This is a genomic window from Erythrobacter sp. W36 (assembly GCF_057364935.1).
In genome coordinates this window covers 2,712,993-2,731,963 of sequence record NZ_CP200281.1, presented here as the reverse complement: position 1 = coordinate 2,731,963, position 18,971 = coordinate 2,712,993, and the positions used below count along the sequence as shown (strand labels likewise).

19 protein-coding genes and 1 pseudogene are annotated in these 18,971 nt (G+C 60.2%); 10 read left to right on the top strand and 10 right to left on the bottom strand.

The window, feature by feature from the left end; genetic code table 11:
• Window positions 1-108: 108 nt before the first annotated feature.
• The 5 genes from AC0V6U_RS13390 to AC0V6U_RS13370 all read right to left on the bottom strand — a co-directional run bounded on the left by AC0V6U_RS13390 (window position 109) and on the right by AC0V6U_RS13370 (window position 3,551).
• Window positions 109-549 carry an ExbD/TolR family protein gene (locus AC0V6U_RS13390; protein WP_472643638.1) on the bottom strand — a complete coding sequence of 147 codons (441 nt, stop codon included), beginning with the start codon at window positions 547-549 and terminating at the stop codon, window positions 109-111.
• 342 nt (window positions 550-891) lie between these two features.
• Window positions 892-1,350 (bottom strand): ExbD/TolR family protein, encoded by a 459-nt coding sequence (locus AC0V6U_RS13385; RefSeq protein WP_472643637.1) that lies wholly within the window; start codon window positions 1,348-1,350, stop codon window positions 892-894.
• 29 nt (window positions 1,351-1,379) lie between these two features.
• Window positions 1,380-1,907, bottom strand: coding sequence for an ExbD/TolR family protein (locus tag AC0V6U_RS13380; RefSeq protein ID WP_472640337.1), 528 nt, complete (start codon window positions 1,905-1,907; stop codon window positions 1,380-1,382).
• 137 nt (window positions 1,908-2,044) lie between these two features.
• Window positions 2,045-2,815 (bottom strand): MotA/TolQ/ExbB proton channel family protein, encoded by a 771-nt coding sequence (locus tag AC0V6U_RS13375; RefSeq protein ID WP_472643636.1) that lies wholly within the window; start codon window positions 2,813-2,815, stop codon window positions 2,045-2,047.
• A 67-nt stretch (window positions 2,816-2,882) separates the two neighbouring features.
• The gene (locus tag AC0V6U_RS13370) at window positions 2,883-3,551 is read right to left on the bottom strand and encodes an energy transducer TonB (protein WP_472643635.1); all 669 of its coding nucleotides are present in this window, start codon (window positions 3,549-3,551) and stop codon (window positions 2,883-2,885) included.
• A gap of 374 nt (window positions 3,552-3,925) precedes the next feature.
• Between AC0V6U_RS13370 and AC0V6U_RS13365 the strand changes: the two genes are divergently transcribed.
• Both AC0V6U_RS13365 and AC0V6U_RS13360 read left to right on the top strand, forming a co-directional pair.
• Window positions 3,926-4,750 (top strand): hypothetical protein, encoded by an 825-nt coding sequence (locus AC0V6U_RS13365; RefSeq protein ID WP_486169494.1) that lies wholly within the window; start codon window positions 3,926-3,928, stop codon window positions 4,748-4,750.
• Window positions 4,751-4,895: 145 nt separating this feature from the next.
• Window positions 4,896-6,216: pseudogene (locus tag AC0V6U_RS13360) on the top strand (homoserine dehydrogenase).
• A 171-nt stretch (window positions 6,217-6,387) separates the two neighbouring features.
• Here the strand turns inward: AC0V6U_RS13360 and AC0V6U_RS13355 are convergent.
• On the bottom strand, window positions 6,388-7,053 hold the full coding sequence (locus tag AC0V6U_RS13355; RefSeq protein ID WP_472643633.1) for a hypothetical protein: 666 nt from the start codon (window positions 7,051-7,053) through the stop codon (window positions 6,388-6,390).
• Between the two features lie 89 nt (window positions 7,054-7,142).
• Between AC0V6U_RS13355 and glpX the strand changes: the two genes are divergently transcribed.
• Window positions 7,143-8,162 (top strand): class II fructose-bisphosphatase, encoded by a 1,020-nt coding sequence (gene glpX, locus AC0V6U_RS13350; protein ID WP_472643632.1) that lies wholly within the window; start codon window positions 7,143-7,145, stop codon window positions 8,160-8,162.
• 21 nt (window positions 8,163-8,183) lie between these two features.
• Window positions 8,184-8,408, top strand: a complete 225-nt coding sequence (locus tag AC0V6U_RS13345) for a hypothetical protein (protein ID WP_472643631.1) — start codon at window positions 8,184-8,186, stop codon at window positions 8,406-8,408.
• 71 nt (window positions 8,409-8,479) lie between these two features.
• On the opposite strand, the gene AC0V6U_RS13340 is transcribed toward AC0V6U_RS13345, so the two are convergent.
• From AC0V6U_RS13340 to AC0V6U_RS13330, 3 genes are all read right to left on the bottom strand, one after another.
• Window positions 8,480-9,922, bottom strand: a complete 1,443-nt coding sequence (locus tag AC0V6U_RS13340; RefSeq protein WP_472643630.1) for a peptidoglycan DD-metalloendopeptidase family protein — start codon at window positions 9,920-9,922, stop codon at window positions 8,480-8,482.
• Window positions 9,919-10,320, bottom strand: coding sequence for a BlaI/MecI/CopY family transcriptional regulator (locus AC0V6U_RS13335; RefSeq protein ID WP_472643629.1), 402 nt, complete (start codon window positions 10,318-10,320; stop codon window positions 9,919-9,921). Before AC0V6U_RS13335 ends, AC0V6U_RS13340 begins: the two co-directional genes overlap by 4 nt.
• Before the next feature lie 122 nt (window positions 10,321-10,442).
• A complete protein-coding gene (locus tag AC0V6U_RS13330) occupies window positions 10,443-11,918 on the bottom strand; it encodes an alpha/beta fold hydrolase (protein ID WP_472643628.1) in 1,476 nt (491 codons plus the stop codon).
• A 144-nt stretch (window positions 11,919-12,062) separates the two neighbouring features.
• Here AC0V6U_RS13330 and AC0V6U_RS13325 point away from each other — a divergent pair, with 144 nt between their 5' ends.
• The 6 genes from AC0V6U_RS13325 to AC0V6U_RS13300 all read left to right on the top strand — a co-directional run bounded on the left by AC0V6U_RS13325 (window position 12,063) and on the right by AC0V6U_RS13300 (window position 17,898).
• Window positions 12,063-13,199 (top strand): hypothetical protein, encoded by a 1,137-nt coding sequence (locus AC0V6U_RS13325; RefSeq protein ID WP_472643627.1) that lies wholly within the window; start codon window positions 12,063-12,065, stop codon window positions 13,197-13,199.
• The gene (locus AC0V6U_RS13320) at window positions 13,177-13,539 is read left to right on the top strand and encodes a LytR/AlgR family response regulator transcription factor (protein ID WP_486169493.1); all 363 of its coding nucleotides are present in this window, start codon (window positions 13,177-13,179) and stop codon (window positions 13,537-13,539) included. Before AC0V6U_RS13325 ends, AC0V6U_RS13320 begins: the two co-directional genes overlap by 23 nt.
• A gap of 65 nt (window positions 13,540-13,604) precedes the next feature.
• Entirely contained in the window at window positions 13,605-14,630 is a 1,026-nt protein-coding gene (locus AC0V6U_RS13315; protein WP_486169492.1) for an acyl-CoA thioester hydrolase/BAAT C-terminal domain-containing protein, read from the top strand.
• A 139-nt stretch (window positions 14,631-14,769) separates the two neighbouring features.
• Entirely contained in the window at window positions 14,770-15,399 is a 630-nt protein-coding gene (locus tag AC0V6U_RS13310; protein ID WP_472643624.1) for a TonB-dependent receptor, read from the top strand.
• A 28-nt stretch (window positions 15,400-15,427) separates the two neighbouring features.
• Window positions 15,428-16,855, top strand: a complete 1,428-nt coding sequence (locus AC0V6U_RS13305) for a TonB-dependent receptor domain-containing protein (RefSeq protein ID WP_472643623.1) — start codon at window positions 15,428-15,430, stop codon at window positions 16,853-16,855.
• Between the two features lie 107 nt (window positions 16,856-16,962).
• Complete coding sequence (locus AC0V6U_RS13300) at window positions 16,963-17,898, top strand: ribose-phosphate pyrophosphokinase (RefSeq protein ID WP_472643622.1); 936 nt, start codon at window positions 16,963-16,965, stop codon at window positions 17,896-17,898.
• 17 nt (window positions 17,899-17,915) lie between these two features.
• Here the strand turns inward: AC0V6U_RS13300 and AC0V6U_RS13295 are convergent, their stop codons facing one another.
• A complete protein-coding gene (locus AC0V6U_RS13295; protein WP_472643621.1) occupies window positions 17,916-18,866 on the bottom strand; it encodes a helix-turn-helix domain-containing protein in 951 nt (316 codons plus the stop codon).
• Window positions 18,867-18,971 lie beyond the last annotated feature (105 nt).

Here is an 18,971-nt window from a genome sequence, read left to right as displayed (position 1 = left end):
CCGCACGCCTGAGACGCCGCAGCGGCCTCTCACGAGCTAAATCTAAGCTCGGCTATCGATCAAATTGCGGTCAGCTGGCCTCTGTGAGGAATGCTGCAAGCATGCCGATCACCGCACAAAATCCTTGTGCCGCTCATTGCCGACAAAGGCGAAATTGGTCGCGCCGCTGTCTTTGATCAGCGCGATGGTGCGCGAGGATTGGTCATAGCTGGCATAGGCATCCGGATCGAAGCGCAGCTGCGGCTGCTCTGGCATGGCATTCGCGAGCTCCAGTGATGCGCGCAGTCTTTTGCGGTCCACGGCCTCACCGTTCCAGAACAATTGGTCCGAGGCGTCGATATGGACGATGTTGATTTTCGGATTGGCGGTGCAGTCCACACATGGCCCCGCCGGCAGGTCGACCTCAGTGGTGTTGGTCTGAATGGGAATCGCCAGCATCAGCATGATCAGCAAAACCAAGAGCACATCGATAAAGGGGGTGACGTTCATCTCGCCCATGTTTTCTTTGCGGCTCGCAAATCCGTTCGGGCGGCGCAGGGTCATTGGCATGGGTTCATCTCCTTTGTGATGATGGCTTGGTTGGGTGATGTGTGCGTTGCGGTGGGTGCTTTTCCGTTCAATGTTCGCGTTAGGCTTAAGACTATATATCATAACAATTAAGTTACCAAACGCGTACCTTGTTTGGAGCTTTCATTGGGTCATGTGTCGGGGTGCTGGGGTGCGCGCCTATGTCAGGCTGCGTGGTTCTGCGCTCAGCTCACGTCGCGACGCTGAGCGCCTTCGAGGTCTGTGCGTCTCTCTGCCCTGGTCGCCTTGGCAACCGCCCAAAGAAAAGGGCGGGTCCGCATATGCAGCCCGCCCTCTTCGAGTTTCTGTATGATCGCGTGATCGTTACTGCGATCCGCCAACTGGCGGTCCGCCGGTGCCAAATGTGCGGTATTTCTCGTTGCCGACAAAACCGAATTTGGTGATCCCCGAGCCTTTGATGATCTGCAGCACACGTGCTGTTAGCTCATAGCCGGCAAGCGGTTCTGGTTCGAACTGCAGCTCAGGCTCAACCGCGAAGGTCAGCGATTGCTGCAGATTGGAAACCAGCTCGCCTTGCGAGATCGGAACCGCATTCCAAAGAATTTCGCCGCCCTGTGTCAGGACCAGCTTGTTCTTAATCGGATCGATCGGCGGCGGAGTATCCGTCTCAGAAGGTTGCGGCAGATCGATATCAACCGAGTGGGTCGCCACCGGAATGGTGATGATGAACATAATCAGCAGCACGAGCAAAACGTCGATAAGCGGCGTCATGTTCATTGCGATCATCGGTTCGCCGTCGTCTGCGCCTCCAGCCATTGCCATAGGTTATCTCCTAGTTCTTTCTGGTCGGCTTAGCCGTTTGGATCGACCGGGTTCGAGATGAAGCCGACCGTTGGGTAACCAGCAGCCTGCACGTTATAGATCGCGCCTGCGATACAGCGCCAAGGTGCATTCACGTCGCCGCGAATGTGAACCTGTGGGATCTGATCTGGGTCTTCCATGATCGCTTCCACGCCGCCAGCGCGCTGAACGATTGCGTCAAGGCGTTCAAACGCCCGGTCGTACAGCTCTTCTGAGGTCACTGGAGTGATGTTGTTGAAATAGACCCGGCACTCACCCTGACGGGCAGCGCCTTCAAATCCAGGCTCACCTGCACTGTTGCCAGCGCCATCGGTCGTGCTGACCGTTAGCAGCAGGTTTTCCACCTTGTCATCGGATTCGAGCGACTCGAAAACTGGAATTTCGAGTTTTTCGATCGTCTGAATCGCCACTGGAACCGCGATAAGGAAGATGATCAGAAGAACCAGCATCACGTCCACGAGGGGCGTGGTGTTGATCTCTGACATGGGGGTCTCACCCCCTCCCATCGAAATCGCCATTGTGTATTCCTATCCTAAACTTCGCCCGAAAATCCGGGCTGGTAATCGTATCTTGCTCTTAACCGAGCGGTTAGCGTGGGGGCGGCCGGTCTCTGGCGCATTGGCCAGAGAGCATGGCCTCCCGTCACGCGATACGATTAGGACCGGGCAGCGGCAGGCTTCGCAGCAGGCTTAGCTGCAGCAGCTGGCTTCTTAGCAACCGGTGCAACGTTTGGCTTAACCGCGCCATCTGAGCTGATGTAGGCCAGAATGTCGGTTGAGAAGCTGTTGAGCAGCTCAGCGATGCGGCGGTTACGGCTCTGCAGCCAGTTAAACGCAAGCACGGCAGGAACAGCCACGAGCAGACCAATCGCGGTCATGATCAGGGCTTCACCAACTGGACCAGCAACCTTATCGATCGATGCCGAACCAGCGATACCGATGTTAATGAGAGCGCGGTAAATACCGATCACCGTACCGAGCAGACCGATAAACGGTGCGGTTGCACCCACGGATGCGAGGAACGGCAGGCCGCCAGCAAGCTTCGAGTTGATCGAATCTTCTGAACGCTGAAGCGAACCATGCATGTAATCATGCGCTTCGAGGCTGTCGGTCATTTTGGCGTGCTTTTCTTCAGCGGTGATCGCATCGTCTGCGACCTGGCGCCATGCACTGTTCTTCTCAAGCTTGGTCGCGCCTTCTTTCAACGAGTTGGTGCGCCAGAAGTTTTGCAGGCCTTTGGCTTGCTTCATCACTTTGTTCTGCTCAAGCAGCTTGGTGATGAGGATGTAGAATGAGCCAACGCTCATAATGATCATCACAGTCAGAATGAACCAAGCGACAGGGCCGCCTTCTTCCATGGCTTTTACAAAGCCAAACTGGTTTTCCGGAGCTGCTTCAGCGGCGCCAGCAAGAAGTTGAATAATCATTGCGAAAAGTCCTCTTTAAAAGTCCCCGAACCATGACGTTATCTCGATCATGGCCGAATTATAAATCTTAGTTCAAACGGTAGGTAATCCGTGTCGAATAGCGGCCAGTTGTGGGATTGCCCGCAGCATCGAGTGCTGGGTTGAAGCGCGCATAGCGTTCCATCCCGCGGCAGGCAGCCTGATCGAGCACGCTCGATCCGCTGGAAGCCGTTACAGAGCATCCAGTCGCCCGGCCGTTAGCCGTAACAGTCACAGCGACACCCACGGTTCCTTCAACTTCTTCACGCAGCGCGCGTGAAGGATAGTTTTCCTGGATCCGGCGTGCCCAGCGTCCCTCGTTCCGGGTCGTCGCTCCGCGCGCTTGTGACGGCGGCGGCGGCGGCGCTGGAGGTGCAACCGGTGCAGGCGGCGGAATTACGCGCGCTGGCGGTGCAGGTGGCGGAATAGTCTGCTGCGTTTGAACATCCGGCGGCGATGTTGCCACACTGATCGGCGGCGGCGGTGCTACCGGTGGAGGAGGCGCGACATCCTGAGGCTCAGGGGGTGGCGGCTCGTCTTCTGGTTCTGGGGGTGGTGGTTCCTCAATGTCGATTGTGGTCACACGCTCAACAACGTTCTTGACCGCCGAAATGGCCAAGCCCGTTACCAGCATGTAGCCGACAGCCACATGAATTATCGCCACGATGATCAGAGCAATAATCCTGTTATTGCTCATCTGTTGGTCAGCGTAGGCCATCCAGTTGCTTTCTCTCCGTCATTTCAACCGGCAAAAACCGGTCCGCTCCTCATGCGCAGTCTGCACTGCGAATGAAACTCGTTATCTCATACCATCCCAATATGGGAACAGGTTTTTTCACCCGACTGGCTGCCAATGTGAATTCTCCCGCACATTACAGCCGTGACCAAAAGCGACTATGTCCCCATCCTCGCTTTGGGTGATCGCAGGCTTTAACGGTCATGCGTTGGGCAATCAAACCCTTTATCCATTCAGGGCCGATTCAGTGTCGCGGGGGTGGAACGGCCCGGCGCAATTGGCTCGCGATTTAACGCGTTTTAGGTATACGGACTGATCAAATGTTTAACCAATTTTTAACAAACAAAATCAGTGCTATGGCGCTCTCGCTGGGTCTTATCGTAAGCCCCGTTCCGGCGCTGGCGCAAGAAGCTGTCGCGCCGCAAAGCGAAATTGCAACTTTTGCGGACCTGACAACGCTGGCTGACCGGTCTGACCTCGTCATTCGCGCAAAAATTCGCCGACAAATCGCTGTTGAAGCGGAACGCGCGCCGGGTCTCGCACCCGGATTCGCGCGCCTTTATATCGAGGCAGAGACCATCGCCCTGCTGTCAGGCCGCACCTCAATCGGCGAATCGCTCAATTATCTGGTGGATGTGCCGCTGACCGCCAAAGGTAAGCCGCCGAAACTAAAAAAGCGCGAGATACTGCTGTTTGCGCGCGGCGTCCCGGGCCGTCCTGGCGCAGTGCAATTGGTGGGTAAGGGCGCTCAGCTTGATTACACCCCGGAATTGGAGGCGCGCCTGCGCCCGATCCTGACGCAATTGGTCGCGGCCGATGCGCCTGCGACGGTCACCGGGGTGCGCGATGCGCTGGCGGTGGCGGGCAATCTGGTGGGCGAATCGGAAACGCAGATTTTCCTTGAGACCACCGACCGCTCGCCGGTTTCGCTCACCGTGCTGCGCCGTCCGGGCCAAAGCCCGGTCTGGGGCGTGTCCTGGGGAGAGATTATCGATTCGTCAGCGCGCGCGCCTCAGCCGAACACTTTGCGCTGGTACCGGCTCGCCTGCGCCCTGCCGCGCGAATTGCCAAGCTCGGCCAATTTGTCGCGCGATCCCTCGGCCCGGCGACTGGCTGCGGCGGACTATGGGTTCATCCTGTCGCAGCTCGGACCGTGCAACCGCCAAATCACCACCAGCTAGGGCCCTGACTCTAAAGTCTAGGCTGACCCTGCCCAAGACAAACTGCTTTCAGTTTGCATTTCGCGGCGGCTACAGCGATGCGCGACGCAAATGCTTAACCGAAGGGGTCGGTGGGCGCGCGGAATCTTGAAGGGAAGCGTTGAGCATGGCGCAGACACAGCAGCCATTACGCATTGCAATCGCCGGTTTGGGCACAGTGGGCGCGGGCGTGATTCGCCTGCTTGAAACCAATCGCGATCTGATCGCAGCGCGCGCGGGGCGCGGTATCGAAGTGACCAGCGTGAGCGCGCGCGACCGGCACAAGGATCGCGGCATTGATATGTCGGCGTACAGCTGGACCGACGATATGATGACGATGAGCAGCGCGGCTGACGTTGATGTTGTGGTCGAGCTGATCGGTGGTTCTGACGGCCCGGCCTTGGCGCTGGCGAAGTCTGCTCTCGAAGGCGACAAAGGCTTTGTCACCGCGAACAAGGCGATGATTGCGCATCATGGCATGGCACTCGCCACTTTGGCCGATGACAACGCTGCTGCGCTCAAGTTTGAAGCTGCCGTGGCGGGCGGCATTCCGGTGGTGAAGGGCCTGCGTGAAGGCGCGGCGGCCAATGCCATCACCCGGATCTACGGCATTCTCAACGGCACCTGCAATTACATCCTGTCAGAGATGGAGCAGACCGGCGCCGACTTTGGCGAGACCTTGGCCGAGGCGCAAAAGCTGGGCTATGCCGAAGCCGATCCGACCTTCGATATCGAAGGCGTGGACGCGGCCCATAAGCTTGCGATTTTGGCCGGTATTGGCTTTGGCGCGGAGGTAGATTTTGACGCGGTGCGCACGACCGGCATCACTCAAGTGCGCAGCGCCGACATCGCTCAGGCGGATGCGCTCGGCTATGTCATCCGCTTGATCGCGCAGGCCGATGTCGATGGCGGCGAGGCCGACGCGCCGCATTTGCTCCAGCGGGTTCGCCCTTGCCTCGTGCCTAAGGATCACCCACTCGCCCCGGTTGATGGGCCAACCAATGCCGTGGTTGCGGAAGGCAATTTCTCCGGTCGAGCTGCTGTTTCAGGGCGCAGGCGCGGGCGATGGCCCCACGGCGAGCGCTGTTGTGGCGGACCTTATTGATATTGCGCGCGGCGACACTGGTGCGCCGTTCTCTGTGCCTGCCGATCAGCTCAAAAAGCTCGCGCCAGCCGAACCCGGCCACCGAATGGAGCGGACCTATCTGCGCTTCACCGTGGCCGACCGCCCCGGCGTTCTGGCCGAGATCACAGCGGCGATGCGCGACGGCGATGTTTCAATTGAGAGCCTCATTCAAAAGGGGCGTCCTTCGCAGGGCGACGATGTGCTGGTCGCGATGGTCACGCATGAGGGGCAGGAGCGCTGCGTGCACAAAGCGCTCGACCTGCTCGTAGGCTCAGACAGCCTCACCGCGCCGCCATTGGTGATGCCGATCTTGAAGAGTTGATTTTGTTTGTTGACCCTCAAGCGCCGGGCGCGGTTGCGGTCCGTCCGTTGGCGGACCGAGCCAGTTCGAACCCGGCAGGGTTCGCAAGGCCGCATGGCCGCCCGCAGCGACGCGATCTTTGATCGCATGAGCGAGGAAATCGCACATCGGATGATGTGCGGAATTCAAGAATCACTCAGGCCCATCCAGACTGGAGCTGGGCACCCCCAGCGCCGCGCGGCGGGCTTTTTCTTCTTCCTCGGTCAGCTCGCGGTCGCCCAGCGGCGGTAGGCCGCGCGCAATCCGGTCTGCATCCGATCCCTCGGGAGCCTCGGGTAGGGCCTCCACATCAATGAGCAGCGCAGCCTCGGGCGGGCATGGCGGGATCAGGCACAATCCGCCGACCGTGGCTGGTCCGCGAAATATTCCCGCCCCCGCAACATCAGGCGGCGGCAAGGTGCCTGCGTTTTGCGTCTCTTGCGCATAGCGCCGCTGCGCATCCTCGCGGCTGCCGCTGTAATAATTGGAATTGTCCTCACCGATCTGACGGCAGACGATGATATCGCCAGAAATGCTCGCCGCATCGGCCTCTTCCTCGCAGGCGCGCACATTGCTCTGGTTCACCTCGCCGCGCGGGACTGTAACGGTAAGGTCGATCCGAAACGGCTCATCCTCGCCTTCCGGCTCCTCATCTGCCTGATCCGTTTGCGAAACCTCCGCATCAGACACGGCGCTGTCATCTTGGGCATGCACAGGAGCGGTGAGGAAGAGCAGCGCGGCGGCAGCAGGAGAAATCGCCAAGAGATGCGGGCAATTGCGCACAATCTTTGCCGGTTCGCTCGACCTGCTGCTCGACAAGGCTTGCTCCTATTGTCTAAGCGCTTGACCCAAGGCCAAAGCGTTCCGCCTGCTTGGCGGCCACACACCCTGTAAGGAATGAATTCGTCATGAACACCCCCGCTGAAACAGATATGCTCGCCAGCAAGGATGAGGGCCAGGAGAACGCGCTCGACCGGGTGTTGGTGCTGGAAATGGTGCGCGTGACAGAGGCGGCCGCCGTGGCCGCTGCGCAATTGGTTGGCCGGGGCGATGAGAAAGCCGCCGATGCCGCCGCGGTGGAGGCGATGCGCCGCGCCTTCGACACGCTGTATATGGACGGCACCGTGGTGATCGGCGAAGGCGAGCGTGACGAGGCCCCGATGCTTTATATTGGCGAGAAGGTGGGCGGCGCGCCCGGCAAAGGCCCAAAGATCGACATTGCGCTCGATCCGCTGGAAGGCACGACCATCACCGCAAAGGCTGGCCCCAATGCGCTGGCCGTTTTGGCGGCGGCAGAAGAAGGCTGCCTGCTCAACGCGCCTGACACTTACATGGACAAGATCGCGGTCGGCCCGGGCTATCCCGAGGGCGTGATTGATCTGGCCAAATCACCGACGGACAATGTGAAAGCGGTCGCGGCGGCCAAAGGGGTGGAGCCGGGCGACATTATCATCTGCGTGCTCGACCGCCCGCGCCATGCGGACATGATTGCGGAGCTGCGCGCACTCGGATGCGGCGTCGTGCTGATCGGCGATGGCGACGTTGCTGGCGTCATCGCGGTGACGGATGAGGAAACCAATATCGACATGTATATGGGCCAGGGCGGCGCGCCAGAGGGCGTGCTGGCCGCCGCTGCATTGCGCTGTGTCGGGGGGCAGTTCAACGGCCGCCTGGTGTTCCGCAACGAGGATGAAAAGGCCCGCGCCCGCAAATGGGGCATCACTGAATTTGACCGCATTTATAAGCTGGAAGAGCTGGCAAGCGGCGATTGCATCTTTGCCGCCACCGGCGTGACGCAAGGCTCGCTGCTCGACGGAGTAAAGCGCCGCCGCAAACCAACCGGCGAGACGATTATGACCACCGACAGCGTAGTGATGCGCGCGAGCAGCGGCACCGTAAGGTGGATCCGTGGTGAGCATAAGGTCTGAGGGGGCGACTGAGAGGCCAAGATGAAAGCACTCAAACTCTCTCTTGTCTTGAGTTTGCCCATCAGTCTTTTGATGGCGCTCTGGTGGAATGTTAACCCATTCGAGATCTATGTTTCTTCACTGCTCAACCTACTCGATGAGCCAAGGATTGAGCTCTTGTTGTTCAATCTCCTGCTGTGGTCGCCCTTGCTTTGTCTGATCGCGATGTTGCTTATGAAGTTTCGAGCAGACAGCGCCCCCAAGTGAGGTTGCCGTTATTCAAAACAAAAAAGGGCGCCCGATATGGACGCCCTTCCTAATTCCTGCCGCGTTGGCGATCACATCAGTTGAGGCCATGCCACCAGCGGGTTGATATGCTGTCCATCGCGAATGGTCTCGATATGAACATGGGGCCCCGTGCTCTTTCCGGTGTTGCCGACCGTCGCAATTTTCTCGCCTTTCGCCACGGTCTGGCCTGGCGTGACCGTGAAGCCATCCAAATGGGCAAACAGGGTCAGCAGGCCATCTTGCGAGCGGTGCAGCACGACGATGCCATATGCCGGTTTGCCATCGTATAGATCTGTCGCGACCACAATCGTCCCGCTGGCGGGCGCATGGATCGGAGTGCCAATCGGCGCGCCGATATCGATGCCCTTATGCTGGCGGGTCTGACCCTTGTTGAAGGGATCAGGCGCGGGGCCAAACTTTGAAGTGATTTTCCCGGTAACGATGCTCGTCGAACTGGCCACGGACGCCGCCTGGCTGACCACGACAGGGCTGGCCGCATTGGCGGTGCTGCCATCGGCCTCAGCGGTGGCCGCGACGGAGGCCCCTCCGATGCCGACAATGCCGATGGCCGCCGCAGACAGCAGCGCCCGCGGGAGCCGGTGCTTGAAACTTGCCGGGGTTCCGGCCATTATTTGGGTAATTCTCATCTTTTCGTTCCTTAGACGCTGGGTTGAGAAGGTGGGGGCCGGGTATTGCCGTACCCGGCCCGCCATTATGTGAAGCGCCTTGAGCAGCATGGCTGCATAGGCGCTCCGCATGTGTGGAGATCGTCCCGCCACCGCTGCCTGATCGCACTGGATCTCTGTGCAGAGACTCCAGCGCGCGAACAGGAAATGCGAAAACGGACTGATCCAAGTCAGTGCAACAATCACGCGCAGCGCGAGGCCCAGCGGATCGTCATGGCGATTGAGGTGCTCACGCTCATGGCGGATCACCATTTCGAGGGCCTCATCAGATAGTGCCGCGAGGAAACCTGAGGGGATGACGATCCGGCCTGAACCGGCTCTGCGGATTGATGCCAGCGCGAAGGGTGCGGCCGCCTCATCTGAAATCCAGTAAGACGCGCCGGAAGGACTGATCCGCCGAACGGCCCGGCGCGCTATGGATATTGCTCTGCGGCGTCCCATCGCCAGCCGCAGCAACAGCAATGCCGCTCCGCCAATATAAAGCGCCAGCCCGATTGCAGCGAGCGGAAGCGCAGTATTGCTGCCAATGCTTGATAGCGTTGCACTTGAGGTCTCAGCGATCAGAGGCGCGCTGCCTGAATACACCTGAAGCAGGTCTGGCGCGGCGGCGAGCGGGGCGAAATTGTGGGATAGATCAGGCAAAAGCCAGCCCAGCACCGGGACGGCAAGGCTCGTGGTCAGACAGGTCGCCCACAGGGCGGGCCAGTGCCGCAATCTCGAATCGCAAAGGCCGATGATCAGCGCGAGCCCAGCCATTAGGCCGCCCGTCACCAGTAATGATGCCAGATAGACGCCAGCGCCGCTCATGCACCGGCCTCGCCATCGCCTGCGGTCTGGGTGCCATCCGCTTGCGCTTCGCCAAGCAATTGTTCGAGCTCGGCCAATTCGCTGTCGTCGAGAATGGTGCTGTTCACCAGGCTGGAAACCGGCAGGGGTCCGTCCAGGCCCAACACATCCGCCGCGAATGAGCGGATCATCGATGCCAGCGTAGGCACCTTTTTCGCCTTGGCCTTGTAGACATTAATGCCGTGCTGCTCGCTGATGGACAGCAGGCCTTTGTCGACCATGCGCTCCACGGTCTTGCGCGTTGAAGACCGTGACCAACTGAGCTCACCCGCCACCGCGCGATGGATTTCACCAACGCTTTGCGTGCCAAGCGACCACACATGCTTTAAGATCAAGAGCTCACTGGGGGAAGGTTTCATGTCGCCATATGGTGACAAATGTCACCGTCCGTCAATCATGCGAAACTCGACCTCCCGTCTGTCCGCCTCAACTCGGCTGATTTATTGGCGGATTGGCACGGACAATGCGCCCCTTGCAGCGATCAGCCCCCCAGGTCTGGCAGTTTTGCAAAGTCCGGCGCTTCGACGACAATCCGGTTCGACTTGGCCGCTTCGCCGCGCATGAAATTGTGCATTGCCTCGCCAACTTGCGGGGAGGTCATGAACAGATTGTGGCCTGCATTCTCGACTATGATCTGCTCGACATTGCTTAGCCCTGCAGTCGCCTCGGCATGCCCCTCGGGATAGGTTCGTCCGTCCAAAGTTCCGGTCAGCATCAAGACTGGCGTGTCCCCGAATGGGCCATCGCGAAAATCGGGACCCGCGTCGATCTCTGGCAGTTCGGCGAGGATCTGCGGCATCGGAAAGTTCAGAAAAGCGCCGACGGGAGAGGCCGCAGTTTGCTGCTCAAATGCCTTGAGCCGGGCGGGCGTGATGCCGGATGCGCGGTCCATCGCCAGTGACATGGCCGACAATGTGATCGGCTCGTCCGGGGTCCAGAAACGCTGCAGCACAAAGGTGATCAAGGTCGGGTCGCCTTCGTCGATCTGCCGGTACATCATCAGCATGACTGCTGCGTATTGCGGATCAGAAATCAGACCGCCCATAAATTGCTGTAAATGTCGTTTTTGCAGCAGCAGGTCATAGGTCGTTCCGTCACGCTTCGGCACGGTGACCGTCATCGGTTCGGCGTCGAGCTTGGCGTGAACGCGGCTGATCAGACCCAATATGTCGGGATAGAGCTGCGCTGCTTCAGGCTGCTGATCGACGGCGGCTTGCAAGCGCTCAAAATAGCTGAGCGTGCGCGATGGCAGTTTCACCGTCTGATCAAGGCCCTCGGTCGCCGCCATGATCACCCGGTCGAGCTCGTCCGGAATTGCAGCCAGCGCGGCTAGCGCCAAATGGCTGCCATAGGAAATCGACCACAGTGAAATTTGCTCCGCCCCAAGGTGCTGTCGGAGGTCTGAAAGGTCCTGTGCGCTTTCGGCGGTGTTGAAGCCGCGCAGATCAACGCCTTGCTCAGCCCAGCGCGCCGCGCATTCGCGCACCGCCAGCCGGTAACGCATGGCATGCTCTGCATCGCTGATCTGCTCCATTTCACCGATCGTGACGCTGGAGGTGCAGCGCTCTGGCTGCTGAGACTGGCCGGTGCCGCGCTGGTCAAATGCGATCACATCACCGTGCTGGCGCATCGCCATGAACAGCGGGAAACGCGGCCCTGTCGCGGTGCCAATTCCAGAGCCGCCGGGGCCGCCTGAGAGATAGACAATCGGGCTGCCCGGTGTGTCTGTCGTGGCAGGGAAGCGCACATAGGCGAGCTCTGTCGTGCCGCTGGCCGGATCGCTGCGGTTCATCGGCACGGTCAGCGTGCCTTGAAAGGCCTCCACGCTCTCGCCGCTGCGCGCCTCAAAGGTGATGGCTTCTTCATTGGGTGCGGCGTCCGCCGCGTTGGGCGTGAAGGCGAGGGCGGGGGCAGCCAGCACGAGTGCAAGGACGCTGATCAAGTGTGGTTTTTTCATTGCGGCTCTTTCCGATTGGTTGATCGTGGATTGAGCCTGAAACTGGCGGAAATCGGGGCTTTGAATAGGGGCCGATCTGTTAACGGGGGGTTCTAATCGGTGAGCGGGGGGACTTCCCGTTTATCGGAAGCTATAGGAATTGCAGTGCTGCGCTTTGCCATCTTCTTGCTGTCATTCCTGACGTTTTCTGCCCCCGCACAGGTGCATGCGCAGGCGCGGGATTATCAGAGCTTTATCGATTCCCCCGCGCGGGTTTGTGATGCGGATTTGACCTCTGATGCGGCCCCGGATTTTGCGGGTACGAATTGCCGATCCGTGCTGTTTTATCAGGCCGACCCGCAGGACCGGATGCTGTGGGCACAAATCGTGTTTGAGGCAGAGCCAGCCCTGCTGGAAGGCGGCAGGCCGCTTGGACTGTTTGTGAGCGCAAAGGCCTCTAGCGAGGCGAGCCTCAATGGCGTGCCGATTGGCACGAACGGCAGGCCAGGCGCATCGCAAAGCAGCGAAGAGCCCGGCGATATGGATGCGGTGTTCTTTGTCCCGGAAGGCACGCTGAAGCCGGGCAAGAACCGGCTGGTCTTGCGGCTGTCCTCGATGAACGGCGGCATCACGCTCAATTCGCCGATCCACAATATTGCCCTCGCGCCCTATCGTGATCCGCGTAAGCCTGGGCCCGCGACATGGTTTGCGCTGATCACATTGGGCCTGTTTGTCGCTGGCTTTGTTTTCTTCGGTGTGCGGTCCCTGCGCGGCGATGATCGGGAGGGGTCCGCGCTGATCGCCGCCCTCTCGCTGGCCGCTGGATTGCAACTCGCGGCTGAGGCGGCGCGCGATATCGTGCCCTATCCCTATCCTTTGCATGATTTGCGGCTATCGCTGATCCTCACTTTCGCGATTGCTCTGGGCTTGAGCTTTGCCGCCTATGTGCTGCTGCGGCTGTTCCGGCCATATCCGCGACGGCGTCTGCTCGCCCTGGCGGCGGTGCTTGCTGTGATGCTGGCGATCAGCGCGCTTCAGCCCGGCTTTGATCTGAAAACCGGCTTTGTCTTTATCGCCGCCTTGCTCGCAGCAGGATTAGCTAGGCGCCACCGCATATTTCGCGCAAGGCAATCGCAGCGGCGCGTGGCTTGCGCTGGCGAGCGGGGCATTGGCGGCGGCGATCTATTGGCTTGGCGGGTTCTTTCTCGACACCGTGCTCTATCTGATGGTCGCAGCGGGCCTGCTGTGGCTGTTTTTCAAGCAAGCGCGCGGCGGCGATTTGGCCGATACCCCGGTGGCTGAGGACAGCGCGCCAAAGCGGATTGAGCTCACCAGCAATGGCAAGGTTGAATTTGTCGATGCCAGCGACATCGTGCGCTTCAGCGGGGCGGGCGATTATGTCGAGGTGTTCCTGCGCAGCGGACGCAGCGCTCTGTACAATGCCAGCCTCGCCGCGCTGGAACGAGAGCTGTCAGGCGGCTTTATCCGTGTGCACCGCTCGCACATAGTCAACGCGTCCTGCGTCAAATCTCTAACCCGCGAGAGCGCCAGCACGGGAAAACTGGCAATGTCCGACGGCAGCACAGTGCCCGTAAGCCGGCGCAATATGGCGAGCGTGCGGGACGCATTGACGCAGGCCTAAGTCCTTCAAGCCATCTAGGCGCTGAACCCTTCAGACGGTATGATCCCGCCGCAAAGGATGAGATGATGAAGCGACGGTACAAATGGGGTCTTGGCATTCTGGCTGTCATTGTGGCCTTCATCGGGGTGAACGCATATCTTTGGTTCACGCGGGAGCCGCGAGCGATCATCGTCATGGAGGCGGGCGAGGGCGGAGAGCGCGTTTCCATTGGCGGCCTTCCGGCCAATTTCTATCCGGGCGCGGGCGACGGACCGAGACCAGCGATCCTGCTGCTTGGCGGTTCTGAGGGCGGTTTGCGTGAGTACCGCAACGGCTTTGCGCGGCAGCTCGCGAGGGAAGGCTATTCGGTTCTCTATCAAAGCTATTACGCTACATCGGACAGCAATCGTTCGTTCAATATGGTGCCCCTGGAGACCTTTGACGCGGCGCTCGATTGGCTCTCGGCAAATCCGAACATACGCCAAGGCCCAGTCGCGGTGATCGGCCATTCAAAGGGTGCGGAAGGCGCGCTGCTGCTCGCCACCCGCGATGACCGCGTTGGCGTGGTGGTCGCAGCCATGCCAAGCGATGTAGTGTGGCAGGGGTTCGATTTTGACAGCCTAGATATGTCGCAGTTCACGTCTTCATGGAGCGAAAACGGCGAACCGGTTGCCTACCTGCCCTATGCCACGCTCCCCTGGCTCGACTATTTTAGCGGAGATGATCCGCGGCTGGAGATATTCAAACAGAGCAGGGACATGGCGAATGAGCATCCCGATGCGTTCATTCCAATCGAGCAGACAAATGCGCAGCTTTTGTTGATCTGCGGTGAGGAAGACAACTTATGGCCCGGCTGCCGCATGGCCCGCGCCCTAGAGGAGCGATCCGCAAGCGGCCCAAACGTTTCGGCCGAGCTGCTGGCATATAACGATGCCGGTCATTGGGCGTTTGGCCCGGCTGAGGGCATTCACGAAAGCGATAGCCGAACCCTAGGGCGCATGGGCGGAAGCGTGGATGGCGATGTGGCCGCCCGCAAGGATCAATGGCCGCGCATTCTTCAGTTCCTTGAGGAGGCGATTGGTACACCTGATGCGGGTGAGCCCACCGAGTAGCCGAGTTTAAAGCGGCTCGGTTCGGCAACCATCGTCAAGGTCAAAAATTGCACCACCCGCGGCGCAAATCGATCCATAGCAGGGCCCAGCTTGCGTGATAGCTGGGCAGCCTTCTTTCCGTTCTTGAAGGTGATGCTTGATGCATTCTGCAAAAAACCACTTACTGCTTTCGCTCTCTGTGGCGCTGCCTCTGGCCATGCTCAGCGCCATAGGTTCCTCGCCCGCGGTCGCTCAGGATGGCGCTGCTCCTCCATCGGCTGATCCTGTGGTTTATGAAGAGGCGTATTTTGCGCAGTTTGCGCCGCGCACCGCGCTTGACATGGTACAGCAGGTGCCCGGCTTCACCATCGCATTGGCCGATGATCGCAGAGGCTTGGGCCAAGGCGGCGCGAATGTCCTGATCGATGGAGAGCGCATTCCGGGCAAGGCGGAAGATGCGCTGGAAGTTCTTTCGCGCATCGCGGCCTCTGATGTGGCCCGGCTTGAGGTGATCGATGGCACAAGCCTCGGGATTTCAGGGCTGGTGGGCCAGGTCGTGAATGTTGTCCGCCAAAGCGGAGGCATCACAGGCAGCTTTGCGTATCAGGCAAGATTAGGAACCGATGGCGCGCCGCCGCAATATGCCAAAGCAAATCTCGCTGTAAATGGAGGCGATGAGCGGCTGTCTTGGTCCTTGGCTTTGGACCATGATCAGCTCCGCTCGCGCTTGTTTGGTCAGGAATTTGTCCGCGATGCGGCGGGCAATTTGCTAGATCTCGCGGATCGATGAGCAGTTTTTCATCGGTGATCAGCCCACGGTGTCGGGCAGCATTAAGCGCACGGGATCGGGCGGCGACATCCTCAATCTCAATGCTGAGCTGCAAATGTTGTGGTTTGAGTTTTCGGAGAACTCGCTGCGCTTTGACCCTGCCGTCTCGCAGGCAGCGCCAGATCGAACGCGAAACCTCGTTCGCGACGAGCGGCGCACCAAATATGAGATTGGCGGCGATTATGCATTCGACCTTGCTGGCGGAAGGCTCAAGCTGATCGGCCTGCATACCTCGGACGATACCTCGCGAGCGCCTTCGGTGGTTACCAGTTTTGCCGATGGCAGACCGGTTGCTGGCACCGACTTTCGCCGCGATGCGCGAGCGATTGAGAGTATTGCGCGGGCGGAATATGGCTGGTCGGCTGGGCCTGCAAATTGGGAATTGAGTCTGGAAGGGGCGCTCAACAGCCTTGATGTGCAAAATGCGCTCGCTGTGCGCGGTGGTGATGGGCTGCTGCAAGACATCGAATTTCCCGACAGCCGGGTGGAGGAAGAGCGCGCTGAAGCAATTGTGAACTATGCCCGGTCATTGTCGGCGAACCTTTCGTTGCAAAGCTCGCTTGGCGCGGAATATTCACGGATCAGCCAATCAGGCGCTGCGGATCTCACACGTAGTTTCGTGCGGCCAAAAGGCTCGGTGGCGCTGGCATGGCGGGCTTCACCCCGGCTGGATGTATCGACCAGCCTGTCGCGCGAGGTTGGCCAGCTCAATTTTTTCGACTTCATCGCCTCGATTGATCCCAACAACGGTGATGACCTCGGAACCAATCCCAACCTTCGCCCGCCTCAAAGCTGGGTCTTGGACCTGGAGGCTACGCAGGCCCTGAGTAAGGCGGGTAGCATTACGCTGAGAGCGTACAGCGAATGGATCAGCGATATTGTCGACCAGATCCCAATCGGCGCGGATGGCGAGGCCCCTGGCAATATCGACCGCGCGCGGCGTTATGGCGTGGAATGGACCAGCACGTTCTTAGGCGAAGCGATCGGTTGGGACGGCGCACGGCTCAACACCTCGCTGGCTCTGGAGCGTAGCCGGGTGGAGGATCCGCTGACGGGGCAGCGGCGCGCCATTTCGCGCAATCGCCAGCGCCGTCTGAAGGTGGACTTGCGCCACGACATTCCGCGCACCGATATCGCCTGGGGCGCGAGTTGGCAAAATGATCGGAATGCGGCGACTGTCCGGCTCGATAGCGTCTTTCGCGAAACGCGCAGCCCCGGCCATGCTGAGCTGTTCGTCGAGCACAAGGATGTTATGGGCCTGACGCTGCAGGCTGCGCTTATCAATGTGCTGGACGACAAGAGATCGGGGGAACGGCTGGTGTTTGCCGGCCGCCGGACTGACCCGTTGGCCTTTAGCGAGAACAGAGTCCTGCAAGAAGGGCTGATTTTCCAACTGCGCATCGAAGGGAGCGTCTAAAGCCATCCCCCAACCCAATTGCGGACAAATGGGCGGCGGCCACTGTTGTGTTGGTGCGAGTCTGGGCTAGGTGAACCGCCATCAACTGCACGCGGGGATTCGCATCCATGAAAATCATGTCCGGCAATTCAAACCTGCCGCTCGCCCGGGCGATCGCCGCCTATCTCGAAATGCCTCTGACCGATGCTAGCGTGCGCCGGTTCGCCGATGAGGAAATCTTCGTCGAGATCCACGAGAACGTGCGCGGCGAGGATGTGTTTGTCGTCCAGTCGACCGGTTTTCCGGCGAACGACAATCTCATGGAGCTGCTGATCTGCATCGATGCGCTGAAACGCGCCTCGGCCAAGCGGATCACGGCGGTGGTGCCATACTTCGGCTATGCCCGGCAGGATCGGAAACCCGGCCCGCGCACGCCGATCTCGGCCAAGTTGGTCGCAAACCTCATCACCGAGGCGGGCGCAGACCGCGTGCTGGCGGTGGATTTGCACGCCGGGCAGATCCAGGGCTTCTTCGATATCCCGACCGATAACCTTTACGCCGCCCCGGTGATGGCGGCCGATATTCAGGCCCGCTACGGCGATCAGGATCTGATGGTTGTCTCCCCCGATGTTGGCGGCGTGGTGCGCGCCCGTGCGCTGGCCAAACGGCTCGACAATGCGCCGCTGGCGATCGTCGATAAACGCCGTGACCGCCCTGGCGAATCGGAGGTTATGAATATCATTGGTGATGTCTCTGGGCGCCATTGCATCATGATCGACGACATCGTCGATTCTGGAGGCACGCTGTGCAATGCGGCGGAGGCCTTGCTGGCGGGCGGCGCGAAATCGGTTGCCGCCTATATCACCCACGGCGTTCTGTCGGGCGGCGCGGTGGCCCGGATCGACGGGTCGAAGCTGAAAGAGCTGGTGATCACCGATTCGATCCTGCCGACCGAGGCCTGCGCGGCTTCTGACCGGATCAGAGTGCTGACCATGGCGCCGCTGGTCGGCGAAGCGATCCGCCGGATTGCGGATGAAAGCAGCGTGAGCAGTTTGTTTGATTAAGGCGGGCCGCGCCGTCCTCACTCACCGCGCCACGGCGGTTCTGCGCCTGGCTTAATCCGGTCGAGCTCGGCCAAGCGCCGGGCTTGCCGCGTCTCCACATTGATCCGCAAAAATAGTCGCGGCTGAGAGCGGAAAGCGGCCGGGGTGGTCCCGAAAAACGCTTTAAAATCGCGGATCAAATGCGATTGGTCGAAATAGCGCAGCAGCAGCTCGCTTTCTTCCTCTTCATCCGCCACCCCGCACAGCTGCGCCGCCAGATCGAGCGCTTTGGCGCGGCGCAAAACTGTGCTCGCGGTCATGCCGAAATCGCGCCGCACCAGCCGCTCCAGCTTGCGTGAGGACATGCCGTGCTCCGCGGCAAAATCGCCGGGGGTGATGGTCGGATCGGCAAAGCTTGCATGCTCGAAAGCGGCGGCCAGCGGATCGGGCATTTCCGGCTGGACCCGCGCGATAAAGGCGCGCATCGCCTCCTCAACCGTTTGCAGCCAGTCCTCTGGCTCGGCATCGAGCGGATAGTCCTGCGCCGCGCTGTTTGTGATGAGGCCAAAGGGATCGGCGCGCTCAATCCGGTCCACCAGCGGCGCCATTTCGCGCCCAAGCAGGCAAGGGATCGCGCCGGGGCGAAAGCCAATGCCGATCGCGATCACATGGCCGCAGCATCCCACCGGCATATGGCGCGATTGCGGGCCAAACAGGATGGCCTCATCACGAAACTCCATCGGCCCGTCGGCGGTTTGCGCGTCCCACGTGCCGCCCACCACGATGCGGGCAAAGGCCAGATCATTGCAAATGCCGCAGGCGATGTGAGTGGCCTCATCCGCCTCCAGTTTCGAGGCGACCAGCCGCCCAATCCAAGGATCGAGATCTTTGGCGGGGGCACGGCTGGCGGCGAGCGGCATGCCGCTGCGATTGACCCCAGAGCGGGGCGCAAATTGTACCGGCGCATCTGCGCTTGCCTGTTTGCCCATGTCCGACCCGTTATAAAGACTTGCGACTGTCCAAATGGGCCGCGGTTTGAATCTCTTCAACCCGCACCGCTCCCGCAGTCTTTAACCCACCTTTTGGCCATGCCT